Consider the following 16,215-nt stretch of genomic DNA (forward strand, 5'->3'; position numbering starts at 1 on the left):
GTCCCCCCCCTCCCCCACACCGCGCGTGGGGGGGGGGTCTCGGTGGGGCCCCCCCCCCCCCGGCCCTTCGCTGCGGACACTCAGAGCTGGTCGGTGTCGCGGATCTTGTCAGCCATCTGGTCGAGCGCGGTGGCCATGTCGTTCACGGCCTCGGCAGCGTCGTCCAGCGAGCTCGTGAGGTCGGTGTACGCCGAAGAGTACTGCTCCGAGGCGTTCTCGGTCTTGAATCCGTCCTGAACCAGGTCATCGATGATGCCCTGGAGCTCCTTCAGCGTGTCAGTGACGGTCTGGCGTCCGTCGCGAAGACGCTGAGCAGCGCCCTCCATCTCGCTGTATGTTGCACCAAAGTCATGTGCCATGAGAACTGCCTCCCGCGTTCGTCTTCCGGCCCGTATGGCCTTCTTCAGGCCCCTGCGGCCTCGTGAACGAGACTAGTCAACGATTCCTCTCCCGCAAACGGGGAGCGGTACCCATGGCACCGCTGCCCATCGCCGGATTTTCCGGAACGAGCGGCATCTGCATCGTGGTCATCCGACCCGCCTGCACGAAGATGCCGCGCCCGACGGGGAAGTCCGAGCGCTTGACGCGACCGAACGCCGTCTTGAAGATCGACTCTCCGTCGTAGGTGTCCGGTTTGAGGACGATGCCCTGACGACCGGTCTTCCACTCACCGAGCACGCCGATGCTCCCGCTGGCGCGACTGATCTCGGCCTCACCTATCAGCATGTGGTCGCTGTTGTTCATCGCCTGCAGCAGCGTGCGCATCGGCCGGTCAGCCGGCCCGTCCGCGAGGTGCGGCATGTCTTCGATGACGATCAGGATGCGACCGTCGGACGTGTCGCCGGCGGTCAGTTCCACCAGCTCCGTGGCAAGCTCCTTCTCATCCTCGGGCTTGATCGCGCTGCGCACCCACGGTCGGAAGTCCTTGAGCTGCGAGCGCCGACTGCCGAAGTGGTACATGCGCACGTCGGGATCGAATCGTTCCATCGCCACCACCAGCGCCTTGAGCGCATTGGTCCGGCCCGACGCCGGAGGACCGGAGATCACGAACGAGCCGATCGGTTCGAAACCTCGCGGAGCGAGCGTGTCATCGGCCACACCGAACACGGGCAGACCGTCGACGGTCGCGGGCATGTCGGTGACAGGAACAGTGGTGGGAAGCGCCCCGATCTCGGGAAGGTCGCGCACACCCTCGGACCTCAGTTGAGCGGCCAGCGCACTGAGCGCCCTGGTCTGCTCCACGACGTTCGTCGTGCCGCCCAGCACCGCGATCTGCGTCTCGTGACCGTCGATGATCGCGCGTCCTGGCGCGGACTGCTCATCGAGGATGTCTCTCGGCGCGTTCAGCAGCATGTACTGGCTCGGGTCGCCGAGGCGCAGCACGACTCGACGCGAGATGTTCGACGCGACAGCACTGGGAACCGCGTTTCCGCGATCCGCCGTGATCACCGTATGCACGCCGAGCGTTCGGCCCTCGCCGAGAATGCGCATGAAGGTGCGATAGAACGGGGCGCGCCCCGGCGCGTACTCCCAGTCCTTCTTGAACTCGGGGAAGTTGTCCAACAGCAGCAGGATTCGCGGCATGTTCGGATCCGCGATCTCCCGATACTCCTGGACGGTCGCAGCGCTGGCCGCGGAGAATGCGGCCGAGCGACGATCCATCTCACGATCGAGCGTGCGGAACAGCCGCTGGATGCGCTCCGCGTCAGCCCCATCAACGACAGAGCCCACGTGCGGCAGATCAGCCAGGGGCCCGAGTGCGCCGGAGGCGAAATCGAGGCAGTACACCTGAACGCGCCCGCGATCGGGCTGCATGCCCGCCGAGGTCGCGATGGTCTTCAGCACTGTCGACTTGCCCGAGCCCGACGTGCCGTACACGACCAGAGAGCCGTCGCGATCAGGGACGAACACCGCCGGCTCCTGCTGTTGCTTCTCCGGCACGTCCATCAACGCGATCGGGATGCGGGTGTCACCGTCGTTCGGCAGATCCTTCAGATCGACGACCGCCGCCAGGTCGTCCAGCCAGGGGCGACGAGGTTGGGGCAGAGATGCCGCGACACTGGCTCTGATGAGTGTCGACACGATGCGCTTCTGGTCGTTCGGGCCGAGGTCTTCGTCGTGGGTCTCCGCCTCGGCCGGCCGCTCCGGCTCCCATTCAGCCGTCGACCCGAATCGCAGCTCACTCACGCGCACGTCAGCCGCCGCACCGTCGTCTTCGCTCGTCCAGCCTCCCGCATAGGCGGACTGGAACGGCACCAGCCGGCCCGGCCCGGTCTTCGCGATCGCGCGGCCGGGGATCGCAGCGGAGAACGTCGCGGCGATCGGGTCGTCGACCACGTCGCGCGAATCGGCTTCGTCGGCCATGCGGAGAGCGATCCGCAGGTTGGTGTTCGCGCGCAGATTGTCCTTGATGACACCGGCGGGGCGCTGAGTCGCCATGATGAGGTGGATGCCGAGGGAGCGACCACGCTGTGCGATGTCGACGACCCCGTCGACGAACTCTGGCATCTCCGATGCCAGCGCAGCGAACTCATCGATCACGAGCACGAGCGCCGGAGGGCACTCCGGATCCTGGCGCTTCTCGAGCTCGAGAAGGTCCTTCGCCTTCTTGCGGTTCAGCAGATGCTCACGGTGCTGCAGCTCAGCACGAAGGCTGGTCAGCGCACGACGCACGAGATGCGGACTGAGGTCGGTGACGAGTCCGACGCAGTGCGGAAGTTCGACGCAGTCCGCGAAGGCGGAACCGCCCTTGTAGTCGACGAACAGGAAAGTGACGCGGTCGGGGCTGTGCGCCGCGGCCATGCCGAGCACCCACGCCTGGAGGAACTCGGACTTTCCTGCACCGGTGGTTCCACCGACGAGGGCGTGAGGGCCGTGCGTGCGCAGGTCGAGCGCCATCGCATCACTCGCACCCTGCCCGATGATGGCGCGCAGAGTGCCGGATTTCTTGAGCCTGGGCCTCGGCGTCGGCGACCTGTCGACGATGGTGTTGTTCTGGCGCCACCGCTCGATCACGACCTGTGGGTCCTCCGCGATCGCCGGGTCCACCAGCTGCAGGAACATCACAGCGCCCGGGATGTCGGAGGCATCATGCACTGCAGTGCTGGCATCCAGCACCGGCGACATGCGCCGCGCCAGCATGTGCATGTACGCGTTCGACACACCTTCGATCTGCACGTGCTCGAAGTTGTCGCCGGTGCGCACCAGCCCGACCTTGGCGTCCTCGAGACCGGCCGTGACGTCGATGTAGCTGCGGCAGACCGCGGGGAGCGATTCGACCGTCGGGGAGACGAACACCGCGTGGACACCGTGATCGGCGCCGCGGTCGAGCACGTCGGTGAGGCGTCCTCGATCGACAGGGGCATCGCTGCTGACGAACACGATGACCGAGACCGGAGACGTGTTCTTGTGATCGGTCGCCGCTCGCGCGACATCGGTGCCGTAGAGCAGAGGATTCCAGTCGTCCTTGAACGGGCCGCGGGGCTCGCCGCCGCCCGCGACGCCCGTCGCCGCGCGCTGCACGTATTCCTCGAGGGTGCTCAGCAGCGCGGCGCCGGTCGGTGCGGAGTCGGCGAGTGCGACATCCCGGAACGGGCTCTTCTCGCTCGACGTGTGCGGCATCCATTTGAGCCAATCGAGCTCGGCGGTCCACGCCGAATCCGAGAACGCGACGGCGACGACGTCGTTCGGCGCGTGCAACCCGAACAGCTGAACGGCGATGCCACGCATCGCGTCGGCAGCGGTGGCCTGGGGGCCAGCGATGCCGACGGAACCCGCATCCGCGAGCAGCTCGAACACCGGAACGTCATCGACGAAGGAGTACCGCTCCTGAAGCCGCTCCACCCGCTCGATGAACTCGGGCAGGCCTTCCGGTGTGTCCATCTCGGCGATGGTGTTGCGCGCCGGCAATCGGCAGGTGCCGAGACGCAACCCGAGGAAGTTCCAATGCTCTGGCCGTCTGGTCCACAGCATCGGCCCCAGTCTCATGGCATGGTCGAAGACCTCGGCGACCGGTGGCGCCTCGGAATTGCGCGCCTGCTCCTCTTCCGGCTTGCCTCGGAAGAATTCCTCTTCGAGCTCCTCGTACTGCCGTTCGAAGAGCATGAATTCGTGGTTCGTGCTCTTCTTGGCCTGCACCGACTGGTTGATGATGTTGCCGAGCGCCATCAGCGGCGTCATCACGATCATGAGGAGTGAACGCGGGTTGCCGTTCATCGTGTAGAGCGCAGCGCCCATCAGGATCGGTGTGATCAGGATCGGCCACGGGAACATCTTCCCGATCTTCTCGGTCGGCAGTCGCGGGGGCTTGAACCCCGTTCCCGGGTAGCGCACCTCGACGCGGGGGCTGCGGTTGAACAGCAGACCTCCACCGCGCTCGATGATCGGCTCCTCGGATGCCGTGCCGTCGTACGATCGGGCCAGGCGCAGCACGAGCGTCGTCGCGCCGATGATGAACGGCTCGCCCTCTTCGAGGCGGACGCGCTGCACGGCGACGCCGTCGACGAGCACGCCGTTGGCAGAGTTGAGGTCGACGACCTCGATGTGCTGGCCGGCCTCGATCCGCGCGTGGCGCTTGGAGACCATCGGGTCGGCGAGGACGACGTCACTGCCGCTGTCGCGTCCGAGGACCACCTGGCCGGAGGAGATCGGGAACTCCTGACCGGCGAGCGGTCCTGCGACCGCGCGCAGCACACCCACGACCTCTCGCTGGCCGGTGGAGACGTAGTCCGGACCGTAGTTGAGGATGGAGGCCGCGAAGCCGGAACCGATCGCCGCCTCTCCGATCGGGATGTCAGGCTGCAGCGGGACGAGACGCTCGGCCGTCGGCGGAGCGACAGCCAGGGTGAGCACATCTCCGTCGGCGACAGGTACCGACCGGGTGGGGTCGGCTTCGGCGACGTGACGTGCCACGTCACCCGCAGTCGCCGTCGAATCCGTGGTGATCACGATGTCGACCGGATCCCCCGCCTGACGATGCAGGGTCAGCTTGAGTCTCATTCGTCTCCCTCAATCACGTTCGGATCACGACCGCGCTGCGGTCCCCGAGACGAATCGTGTCTGCTTCGACCGTCACAACAGGCACACCCGCTTCGACGACGTACTCGATTCCCGCCCGCGCCAGCCCAGATCCGTTGGTCGAACCGCAGTCCGTGATCTCCAGTCCGCCGTCGACCGGGCGCACGAGCAGGTGGGTCTTCGAAAGCGACTTGCTCTCGTCGTCGAGCGGCACAGCGCGGGCGCCCGGATGCAGGGTCGCATCCGGGTTGCGTCCGAACACGAGCGGCTCGGTCACCGGGATGCTCTCACCCGTGTCCAGGCGCAGGGCGAAGCCCACGACCGGGGCCGGCTGCGACGGAGCAGGCTGCGGTGAGGCGAGCTGCGGCGGGGCAGGCTGGGGCAGGACAGGCCGCGGCAGGGGGGCGGGTTCCGGTTCGGTCGTCAGCGCTCCTGATCCGACGCGAGCGTCGCCGCGCGACGGTTCGACGGGCCGTTCGTCGTCGGGTTGGCGATAACCCCCGAACACGGGCTTGCCGAGTTCCGTCGGTACGGGCAGTGACGGCGGCGTCATCCGTGGAAGGCCGATCTCGGGGCGCTCGTCCGAGGTGTGGGGCCGAGCGATGCCGATGACGCCCGCGCTGACCCGGCTCCCAGGACGGTACACGGGCTGCTGTGCAGGGTCGGTCGGCGTGGCCAGCGAGGGCAGCACCGACCGCTCCCGCGCCGGCTCGGCCTTCACGAGTTTGCGCGCCACCCGCAGGCGCTTCTGGTCATAGGGGTTCAGCCCGTGCTTCACGTCGATGAGCCAGACATGCGTGGCTTTGTCATGCAGTCCGCGCCCCCGGCGTTCGGGGTCGAACGTCGGCGACGACAGGAGGAGTACCGGTCCGAACAGCGGGATGATGTTCGACGCGCACAGCAGCAGGTAGCGCAGCAGCACCCAACCGATACCCGGGCGCTCCAGCGTGCGCACATTCACGGTGCGGATGCCGACGAACGACTTTCCGAGCGTGCGCCCGCCGCGCCCGTGCAGCACCAGCTGCAGCACGCTGATCACCAATGTCAGGAACACTGTGACGGCGGCCATGACCACCGCGAGCACGAAACCCGGATGGTTCATGAATCCGTACGGCGATATCGAACCGCCGGCGAGTTTGAGCATCAAGGGCACGGCGCCGAGCCCCAACGGAAGCTGGACGAGCACCCAAATCGCGACATCGCAGATCAGCGCGAGGGACCGGCGCCCGAAGGGGGCAGGAATCAGCCCGAGTGCCGCGGCGTACGCGGGATCCGGACGGCCGTTCTCATCGAGCCCCTCGATCGTCTCCTTCTCTTCGTCGATCTCCCAGATCGTGGCGTCGGGAGTCTCGCGCCGTCCGTCTATGCGGGCACTCACTCGACGCACCCCCGCACCGGTTCCGAGGCGCGCCCGTCACCACGGCGCAGCATCACGTCGATGCAGACCTGCCCGGATGCCGCGCCCTGGAACGTCACGGTCGTCTTCTGCGTGGTCTCGGTCGCACCCGGTCCTGAGAGATCGACCGTGTTCCACAGGTACAGATCGCCTTCCTCCTGCGACGGGCTGGTCCACGTGAAGGTGATGGCGGTGCCGTTGCGAGTGCCGGTGAGCTCTTCCACTGGCGGCACAGCGTCGGAGATCGGATCCTGCGGGTCGATCTCATCCTGAGTCGCGACCGGTTCGGGACCACCATCCCCGGCGGAGACCAGGTTGATGCCGATGATCGTGCCCGTGACGGCCATCGCGACGATCACGGCGAGCGAGACCCACAAGGCGATCCGGGAATTGCGCTTCGTCGAACCTGGAGCCGGGGGCTCGACGACCGGTTCGTCCTGCGCCTGAGGCGCGCCGGGCGCAGTCGGTGCTTCAGGGGAGACCGTGCGCGGCGGGCGCAGCAGGGTCCGATCGTCATCGACGGGAGCGGGTGCGGCCGCCGCCGAAGAGGCCGGACGCAGGACCGTCTCCTCCACAGAGCTGGGCTCGGCGGGCGCGCCCGGAACGAATCGTGGACCGGCTTGGGCTTCGGCGGCGGGTGCGGCAGTACCGAACGGGCGGGTCGTCGCGGAGGGTCGAGTGGCGCCGGCATCGGGATCGATGCTGACGATGTCGCGCACGCGCGTGAGGCCATCCGCCTCGTCCTCGAGGTCTTCGGCGATGGGATGGTCGTCGATGATGTCGATCGGTGTGACCGAGTGCGTCAGTTCGATCTGCACCTTCTGCAGTGCCCGCGCGAATGCGACCGCGCTCGGATAGCGCGCATCGGGATTCTTCGACATCGCGCGCTCGATCACGCGCAGCAGACTCGCGGGAGAGTCCGGTCGCGTCAGCGGCTGCAGCGGCGCACGCTCGATGCGCTCGATCAGATCGGCTCCGGAATTGCGCTCACCCGGGCGCTCGAACGGCGACCTCCCGGCGAGCAGGGTGTACAGCGTGGCGCCGAGCGCGAAGACGTCTGAGCGGGGACCGCTCTGAGGGGGATCGGCGAAGAACTCCGGTGGCGACCACGGGATCGACATACCTGCCGCTTCTGTCACGGCGCCCGTCGTCGATGCGATGCCGAAGTCGGTGAGGGCTGGTCGGTTGTATTCGGTGACCAGGATGTTCGCCGGCTTGATGTCACGGTGCAGCACACCGGCGCGGTGCGCGGTCTCGACCGCTCCTGCGACCTGGATCCCGACGCGCAATGCCTCGGCGACCGAGAACGGCTCCTTCCGTGCGCGGGCCTGCAGGTTGGGCCGCGGGCAGTACTCCATCACGAGGTAGGGACGCCCGTCGACCGCGACGCCGGCGTGATAGATCGTGACGATCGCCGGATGCGTCGACAGCATGGCCATCACGTTGGCCTCGTCGGTGAACTCCTGTGCTGCGCCGCTCGAGCTCCGCTCAGCGAGAAGCACCTTCACGGCGACCTTGCGCTTGGGCATCTGCTGCTCGTAGAGGAAGACGTCGGCGAAGCCGCCAGTACCCAACGGCTCGACGTACGTGAAGCCGGGAAGCTCCGGAGGTGGTGAAGGGGGCCTGCTCACGGAAGATCCTCGAACGTGACGGTCACTCCGTCACCGAGATCGACGACGTCGGCGGAGAGGACGAGCGTCTGCTCGCCCGGGTGCAGACGCATCGGGTCCGCGCCAGGGCGCAGCAGTGTCGATCCGTTCGTGGTGTGCAGGTCGACCACGACGACGGTGTCGCCCTCCGGACGGATCTCGAGGTGGCTGCGAGAGATGTCCTGCTGCGGGCTCTCGACCGCGACGAGGTGCGGCAGGTCGGCACCGCTGGCACGCGTCGACCGCGGCCGGCGGCCGATGATGACCGTGCGGTCGAGGGTGATGACCTGGCCCGTCGACACGCGCACGCGCCCTGCCGTTCCCGCAACCACCGGAAGCACCGCGGTCGGCGCGTCGGGTTCGGCGGTCGGGACCTTCTGACGAAGAGCACGAGCCTCGGCCGCCGAGATGGTGGCGCCATCGTGATCGCCGTCAGCGGCGCCGGGCGATGGTACGGCGCCGAATGGGGACGTGGGCGCCGGCGGAGCAGGCGAAGGCTGCACGATCGCGTTCGGCGACGCGACCGTCGCGCCGAAAAGCTGCTCGAATTCGTCGGCATCTGTCGCGTCCGTGATGTCCGATGGCACGAGCGTCGCCCCTTCGACCGCGTCGTCGACCGGATGGGGAATCTCGGCGATTTGCTCTGTCGCGGTCTCTGACGAATCCTGCGCAGTGGACTCCTGCGCGATCGAGTCCTCAGCCGGCACATCGGCAACGGCGACACCCGCGTCGGGGATCTCAGCGGGGGGCGACTCAGCGGAGATCGCCTCAGCGTCGGGCGACTCACGGACAGACTCGTCGCCGGACTCGTCGTCGGAATCCACGGTAGGCGTCACCACGGGGATCGCGACCGGGGAGGCCGCGGGCTCGTCGACAGACCCATCGGTGAGATCTTCGATCGGCGAAGCATCCGCCGCGGCGGGCGCCGTCACGTCAGAGGGCTCGACCTCGGCGCTGACGTTCGAGGCGCGCACGACGCCGCCGGTGATCGGAAGAGGCGCGACATCTTCGGCGTCGCCCGCGCTCACGACGATCCGGCTCGTGCTCTGGGCGAATCGCTCGCTCCACGTGGTGACGTTCGTGCCGGTGAAGCTCTCGCTCCCTTCGGGGCCCGTGAGTTGCACGGTGACGTCGCCGCGGACGGCGATCCTGGCATCCGGTCCCTCCAGGAACACTGCGGCGAAGGGCAGCATCGCGGCGAACGACCCTGAGGCATGTTCGGTGAGCGCATCGATCACCGCGGCGAGGTCGCTGCCCTCCCGCTGACGATCCCACAGGGACGCGATGAGTTCCTCAGGCGTGTCCGGCGAGAGCGCGACGAGCGCTCCCGGCGCCACCAGCACGTACCACTTTCCGGGTCGGTAGGTCGTCTGCATCAGCGAATCCCTCCTGCCGTGGCCTCGCGGGGCCGAGTGTTCTCATCGAAGTCGTCATCTGCCTGCATCTGCACGCCTGGTCGAGAAGCGACGAAGACCGCGTCGACGACCACGACCGTGATGTTGTCCCTGCCCCCGGCGCTGACCGCCTCGCCGACCAAGGTCGCAGCAGCCGTCTGCGGGTCGGACTCGACCGTCAGTATCTCCCGGATCTGCTCATCGGACACCTCTGAGGAGAGCCCGTCCGAGCAGATCAGGATGCGATCGCCGAGCTCTGCCGGGAACATCCAGAAGTCGGCATCGCCGGTGCTGCCTGCACCGATCGCACGGGTGATGATGTTGCGACGGTGATCGGACACCGCGTCGGCGACGCTGAGCTCGCCGGATTCGACGAGCTCCTGCACGACCGAATGATCGACGCTGATCTGCTCGAGCTCACCACGTGACAGACGATACGTGCGCGAATCGCCGATGTTGAAGCTCAGCCAGTAGCCGGTGCCGTCGACGTCGGCGAGGACGACGCCGCTGAGCGTCGTACCTGCACGGCCCGTGGCCATGACCGAGAGCGCGTCGACAGCCAGCCGGGAGCGGCTGAGCGCGTCGAGCACATCATCGAGCTCCAGACTCTGCCTCCCCGCGAAGCGGGCGAACTCCTCGACGACTGCGGCGCTCGCCCGCTCTCCGGCCTCGTGCCCGCCCATCCCGTCGGCGACGATGAAGATCGGGGAGGTGGCGAGCATCGCGTCCTCGTTCAACGTTCGACGCATCCCGGTATGCGTCGACGATCCTGCCGACACGATCAGCGGCGCTGTCATGCGTAACCTCCGATCGTGACGATGCGGTCACCGATCTCGATCGCGTCGCCGAGGCGGATGCGCATGACCTCGCCCGGTGTGCACGGGATGCGCTCACCGTCTCTGACGATCACGGTGCCGTTCGTGGAATGCCTGTCCTTGACCCAGCCGCCGGACGCTTCCGCCGCCGCCTCGAAGTGCGTCTTCGAAAGCGAGAGAGTCTCATCGCGTACGATCACCGCCACGGCGCCCTCCTCGGGTGCGGGGTTGCGCCCGAACAGGGTGCGCTGCGAGACGGTCACTCTGGTCCCGTCGTCCCAGGTGAACACGAGGCGGTGACCGGGGATGCTGATGCGCGTGTCCTCGGCATCGCCGAGGTCGTCGTCGATCACTTCGGACGGCGCCTGATCGGGCGCCTCCTGCACCGGTGCTGGCACGGAAGGCGCGGTGGGTGCTGCCGTGTTCCGCGCCGGCGGACCGTCCTGCGTGATGCCGGGTACGAAGGCGATCAACGATTCTTCGCCGGGGTTCGGTGCCGGCGGCTGCGCGATCGAGGGCTGCGCTGGCTGCTGAGGGACGGCCTGCGGGGCGAGCGGCGAGGGCTGCGGTGGCCGTGGTGCGGGAATCGTCTCGTCGACGGGCTGGCCGACCAGTGCGGCGTACGCGATCGACTCCGGTGTGGAGTAGCCAGGGGTGGGACTGATCGGCGTGAGCCCCGGTACCGGCGGCACTCCGGCCGGCGTCGCGTCCGGGATCTGGAGGGAACTCGGGGCTGGTGCCCCTCGTCCTGGCAGCGGCGGCACCGCATGCGGCGCGACGGGCCGCGGCGGGATGCTCATCGCCTGGGTGGCGGGCGCCGCGACCGAAGCGGCGCCGGTGCGAGCATCCAGCATCACTGAGCGCGCGACCTTGTCGTGCCAGCCCTGAAAGCGTCCTGAGCCATCGAACAGTGGGGTGAAGTATCCGACGACGATGGATGCTGCGAGTCCGAAGATGATATTGCGCAGCAGCGCCCGCCCGAATCCGAGCGAGGTCCCGTCGGCCTCCTGAACCAACCGCAGTCCCTGCGCGCGCATGCCGATGGAGCCCTTGCCCGTCTGCATGTATGTGTAGAAGACGAGCCAGCCGATCAGCACGAGCCAGATCACCGGAGCGCCGACGGCGAACACGCCCAGCATTCCGTCCGGACCGGCGAGTACCGCGAAGATGACGAGCAGAGTGGTGAGGACGATGCCGATCCCGGCCGCTATGGCGGCGTCGATGATGTATGCCACGGCACGCCGCGACGTCGGGGCGACCGTGCCGAACGCCAGTTGTGTCATGGGGTCTCACTCTCGGGTACGTCTGAAGTGCTGTTCTTGATGGTGCCAGGTTCTCGACGAACGCGCGCGGCCGCCGCGGTCTTGAGCCCCTGGAACCCCGTCGAAAGGGCGGAGCCGACCAGAAGCGAACGCAGGCTCAAGCGCGCCTTGGTGCGCTTCCAGAATCCGGCCTCGCTACCGAGGCCGACCACGATCTCATCGACTTCCTTCCAGAAGGCTTCGACATCTTCGGCGCTCGGATCGCGTGGGCCGAAGACCCCGGCATCCGCTCGATCGGCGAGCACGGTCACGGTCGGCACCGAGAGCGCATCGGCGACGAGTACTGCCTCTTCGCCGCGAGTCGCCCCTGTCGCGAGCGGTGCACCGTAGTCGACCGCGCGGTCGGTGAGCTCGTCCCACCCGCCGGCGATCCGATCGGCGGTCCGCTCCGCAGTGCGGCGTGACCGGCGCCTTGATGCCTTCCACGCACCGATGATGATGAACGGCGAGGCGAGCAGGGCGATGATGCCGAGCGATATGCCACCGATGGCGAGGATCGCGAGGATGATGCCGCCGATGTTGAGCGACTCATCCTCGGCCTCGCGGTCATCAGGCAGCGTCGGCGGAAGATCGACCGGCTCCTGCGGCGGAGGGGGCGGCTGCAGCACCTGCGGCTTGGGGTCGGCTCGCGGTTTGGTGTTCTGGTCGTTCGGAACCTGATCCTCGGGGGGAGTCGGGTCGAACGGAACCCAGCCGAAACCGTCGAAGTTGACCTCGACCCAGGCGTGGATGTTGTCGCCGTTCGCAGCGAAGGTCGCTTCGCCCGCCTGCTCCTCGTCGGGGTAGAAGCCCATCACCACGCGTGCCGGAATACCGAGTTCGCCGGCGAGCAGCGCCATGGTGACGGCGTACTGCTCGTCATCGCCGATCATCTGATCCCCGCCGATGAGGGTGGAGACGCGCTCCGAGGTGTGGCCGGATCGCGAGATGACCTCGCCCTCCAGGCCATGGCTGAAGAAGCCGTCCTCCGACAGGAACGACTCCAGCGCCTGCACCTGCTCGATGGGCGTCTCCGCGTCGGAGACGACCTCGCCGGCGAGGGCGGTGAACTCCTCCGGCACGTTGTCGTGCTTGGGCAGCCGTACGATTCCGAACTCCGCCTCGGCGAGCTGTTCGTCGCTGTACTCGGCGGGAAGCGTCGTCTGCACGGTGTAGCTGTCGCCCTTGCTGAGGCCGGGAGTGGCCACGGCGGTCGCTGAGCCGGTGCTGTAGAAGGTGCCGCGACGCAGCGCTTCGGCGTCATCACCTGAGAACTGGAACTCTGAGACGAATCCCGCCTGAGGCACCCACACGCCGGAGTATGCGTCGATGTCGACCTGCAGCGTCACCGGCACGCCCTCGACCTCGGGGGACATGTTCGAGCGGATAGGAGTGAACGCACTGGATGACCCTGGTCCGCCGTCGACGACGTTGATGACCTGTCCGTCGAACTCATCCATGGCGGCGAGACGGACTCGTGCCCCCTCGGGAAGTCCGCGCACGGTGAACAGCGTGCTGTCCACGTCGTCGCGCACGTGGCCGCGGAAGGACTGCAGAGCGCTGGGATAGTCGCGCACGTTGAAGGGCGGGATGATCGTGTCGCGCAGCACGTGCCGCACCTCGGTGGGGGCGGTGAACGCGCTGGTGGAGACTCCGACTCCTGCTGCGACGGCGAGCACGACCACACCGGAGAGCATCCGCCGCATCCGCATGTGGTTGGCGCGAGCGGGGTCGATCTCGCCCACCGACACGGCAGCGTTCTGCGGAGCCCAGATCTGGCGCACCGCCAGCCAGGAGATGCTCGCGAGGGCGAACACAGTGCCCTGGATGACGGGAGCTGCCGGCTCTGGCGTGCCGAGCGCGATGACGACCACGAGCAGCATTCCTGCGGGGATCAACGCCCAGGCAGGCTGCGCGAGACGCAGGGCGAGGGATCCCGTTATGACTGCAACGACCAGCATGAGCAGGAAAGGGACGAGGAAGAACCCGTCGGCGCCGGAGACCGGTGCGACGGTGGTCAGCAGCTGCTTCCATGATGTGACGACCCCGACCGCGAGCTGCCGCAGCGTGTCGAGTGAGGGGATGACACCGATGATCGCGGTGTGCGGCAGGGCGAAGGCACCGCCGAAGAGGAAGTACGCCACCACCGTGAGTCCGGCGATGATGAGGATCCCCCAGCGTCGCCACGCCGCGACCGCGGCGATCGCGAGGCCGAGGAGCGCGCCGCCGATGGCCGCACCGAGATAGCTGGGACCGGCGAAGGTCGGCCAGAAGCTCGCAGCCGAGACGCCGAGCAGTACGACGACGGCAGCGATGTCGAGGATCCAGCGGCGCATGGGAATGGTCGACGACGTGGCGAACGCCGATGCGGACGCGCTCATGCGAGGACCTTCTGGAGTGCGAGTGGAATCTGCTTCAGCGAACCGACGCTGACGACGTCGGCCTCACCGATGCGGCGGAGGGCGGGCGCCTCGGCCGTGCTGTCGGCGACGATGGCGATCACACGTGCGCCGAAGGGGAGGCGCGCGCAGGCCAGTCGAAGGTCTTCGTTGGGCACTTTGGTGCCGCACACGAGCACGACCACGCTCGCCAGCGGCATGGTCGCGGCGATCACACCGCTGAGTTCGGAGATGCCGCCGTCGCGCGGCTTGCTCGCTTCGACGGCGGCGAGCGAGTCGAGCAGCTGCTTGCCGGTGCCGGCCCGCAGTTCGCGGCCCTGCACGCGCACGTCGACGCGCTGCGAGTCGCGGATCGCCCGCAGACCGACGGAACCGGCCACCGAGATCCCGAGTTCGAAGTCCTCAGAGTTCGCGTAGTCGCCGGACGAACGAGACAGGCCGATCACGAAGTGCGAGCGCCGGGTCTCCTCGTACTGCCGCACCATCATCACGCCGGTGCGGGCCGTGGAGCGCCAGTGCACGTGACGCAGGTCGTCTCCGGGCTGGTACTCGTTGAGCGCATGGAAGGAGACGTCGTCCCGCGACAGATCGGCGGCAGGAAGCCCCTCGAGGTCGCGAAGGAACCCGAGCGACTGGCCGTCGAACAGCACCGTCTGCGGGTGGACGAAGAGATCGACTGGGTCGTCTCGCCGGTGTGCACGCTCGAACAGCCCGAACGGGTCGCCGCGGACCACGCTGACCGGCCCCACCTTGACGACACCGCGGCGCTGGGTGGGGATGGCGAACAGTTCCTCCGCCTTGTCGCCGGGTGCGAGACGCTGGATGCCGAATTCGCCGCGCCCGCCGCCGACGGGCAGCACGACACGGGAGGGCAGGATGGCGCGGCCGCCAGGGTTGGACAGCGTCAGCGCGCCGACTGCCCGTTCACCGACGACGACCCGCGTGCGCGCGAGGTCGAGGGTGACGTCGTACTCGGTGCGTCCGATGAGGAACAGCGCGCACAGCGCCAGAGTGAGCGCGACGATGACTGCGGTGAGGGTCAGCTCGCTCCATCCGAGGCTCGCACCGACGATCCAGAACACGATCGCCATGGCCATGAGCACCCAGGCCATCGGCCGGATGACGCTCGCGATCTTCTGCAGACGCGCTCCGATGCGCGCACCGATGACCGCCGCGATGTCGCGCCATCCGGCGTCACCGTCGGTCGCGGGTGGCGCGGTCAGCGTCTCTGCGGTCATCAAGCCGCCGTTCGCGCCTGCGGTGCAGCGACCGTCTCGAGAACTCGATTGAGGACGACATCCGCGGTGGTGCCGGCGAATTCGGCCTCGGCGTCGAGGAGCAGACGGTGCTGCCATGCCGGAGCGACGAGTGCCTTGATGTCATCGGGCAGAACATAATGACGGCCGTGGACCGCGGCCCACACCTTCGCCAGACGAATGATCGCGATCGCGCCACGGACCGACACACCGAGCCTGACGCCGGGGTCGTTGCGGCTGGCTTCGGCGAGTTCGGCGACGTAGCGCAGCACGGCCGGTTCGACGTGGGCGGTGGCTGCGAGATCGGCCATGTCGGCGACCGCACCGGTGGTGATCATCGCGGACAGGCTCGACGAAGGGTTGCGATCCGATGCCCCGGCGAGGATGCTCTCGGTCACCGCGAGATCGGGGTACCCGATGGACGTCTTGATGAGGAAGCGGTCGAGCTGCGCCTCAGGCAGCTTGTACGTTCCGGCCTGCTCGATGGGGTTCTGGGTCGCGATCACGAGGAAGGGGCGCCCAGCTTCGTGCGTGACGCCGTCGACCGTGACCTTCGACTCCTCCATGACCTCGAGCAACGCCGACTGTGTCTTCGGTGAGGCGCGGTTGATCTCGTCCGCGAGCACGATCGAGGAGAAGATCGGGCCCTTGTGGAACTCGAACTTGTGCGCCTGCTGGTCGTAGATCGTGACACCGGTGACGTCGGAGGGCAGCAGGTCAGGCGTGAACTGGATGCGTGAGCTCGTGCCCTGCACTGTCGCGGCCAGCGCTTTTGCGAGGCTCGTCTTTCCCGTGCCCGGTGCGTCTTCCAGGAGCACATGGCCCTCGGCCAGCATGGATGCCAGCACCAGGCTGACGATCTCACGCTTGCCCTGCACCGCCTTGTCGATGTTCTCGACCAGGCGGGCGAAGGTGCCCTGGAACCAGGCGGCCTGTTCGGGGGTCATGGTCATTTCAGTTCCTCTGTGTCTGCAATAAATTCGTCAAAG

The 16,215-nt window shown here is 67.7% G+C and carries 10 protein-coding genes; all 10 read right to left on the reverse strand.

The genetic code is table 11. From position 1 onward, the window contains the following. Positions 1–80: 80 nt before the first annotated feature. The gene (locus tag ACP7AR_RS10765) at positions 81–359 is read right to left on the reverse strand and encodes a WXG100 family type VII secretion target (protein ID WP_426185538.1); all 279 of its coding nucleotides are present in this window, start codon (positions 357–359) and stop codon (positions 81–83) included. 76 nt (positions 360–435) lie between these two features. Then, positions 436–4,998: an FtsK/SpoIIIE domain-containing protein gene (locus tag ACP7AR_RS10770; RefSeq protein ID WP_426185540.1), complete on the reverse strand. Its 4,563-nt coding sequence runs from the start codon at positions 4,996–4,998 to the stop codon at positions 436–438. A gap of 13 nt (positions 4,999–5,011) precedes the next feature. Continuing rightward, the gene (locus tag ACP7AR_RS10775) at positions 5,012–6,394 is read right to left on the reverse strand and encodes an RDD family protein (RefSeq protein WP_426185542.1); all 1,383 of its coding nucleotides are present in this window, start codon (positions 6,392–6,394) and stop codon (positions 5,012–5,014) included. After that, positions 6,391–8,043, reverse strand: a complete 1,653-nt coding sequence (locus tag ACP7AR_RS10780) for a protein kinase domain-containing protein (RefSeq protein WP_426185544.1) — start codon at positions 8,041–8,043, stop codon at positions 6,391–6,393. The genes ACP7AR_RS10775 and ACP7AR_RS10780 overlap by 4 nt, the downstream gene beginning before the upstream one ends. Further along, entirely contained in the window at positions 8,040–9,437 is a 1,398-nt protein-coding gene (locus ACP7AR_RS10785; protein WP_426185546.1) for an FHA domain-containing protein, read from the reverse strand. The genes ACP7AR_RS10780 and ACP7AR_RS10785 overlap by 4 nt, the downstream gene beginning before the upstream one ends. Continuing rightward, the gene (locus ACP7AR_RS10790) at positions 9,437–10,252 is read right to left on the reverse strand and encodes a PP2C family protein-serine/threonine phosphatase (protein ID WP_426185548.1); all 816 of its coding nucleotides are present in this window, start codon (positions 10,250–10,252) and stop codon (positions 9,437–9,439) included. The genes ACP7AR_RS10785 and ACP7AR_RS10790 overlap by 1 nt, the downstream gene beginning before the upstream one ends. Beyond that, entirely contained in the window at positions 10,249–11,553 is a 1,305-nt protein-coding gene (locus ACP7AR_RS10795; protein ID WP_426185550.1) for an RDD family protein, read from the reverse strand. The genes ACP7AR_RS10790 and ACP7AR_RS10795 overlap by 4 nt, the downstream gene beginning before the upstream one ends. Continuing rightward, positions 11,550–13,952: a transglutaminaseTgpA domain-containing protein gene (locus ACP7AR_RS10800; RefSeq protein WP_426185552.1), complete on the reverse strand. Its 2,403-nt coding sequence runs from the start codon at positions 13,950–13,952 to the stop codon at positions 11,550–11,552. Before ACP7AR_RS10800 ends, ACP7AR_RS10795 begins: the two co-directional genes overlap by 4 nt. Then, positions 13,949–15,208 (reverse strand): DUF58 domain-containing protein, encoded by a 1,260-nt coding sequence (locus ACP7AR_RS10805; protein WP_426185554.1) that lies wholly within the window; start codon positions 15,206–15,208, stop codon positions 13,949–13,951. Before ACP7AR_RS10805 ends, ACP7AR_RS10800 begins: the two co-directional genes overlap by 4 nt. Continuing rightward, positions 15,208–16,179 carry an AAA family ATPase gene (locus ACP7AR_RS10810; RefSeq protein ID WP_426185556.1) on the reverse strand — a complete coding sequence of 324 codons (972 nt, stop codon included), beginning with the start codon at positions 16,177–16,179 and terminating at the stop codon, positions 15,208–15,210. The genes ACP7AR_RS10805 and ACP7AR_RS10810 overlap by 1 nt, the downstream gene beginning before the upstream one ends. Positions 16,180–16,215 lie beyond the last annotated feature (36 nt).

It is taken from the genome of Microbacterium sp. TWP3-1-2b2 (genome assembly GCF_049896145.1).
In the GTDB taxonomy this organism is placed as follows: Bacteria; Actinomycetota; Actinomycetes; order Actinomycetales; family Microbacteriaceae; genus Microbacterium.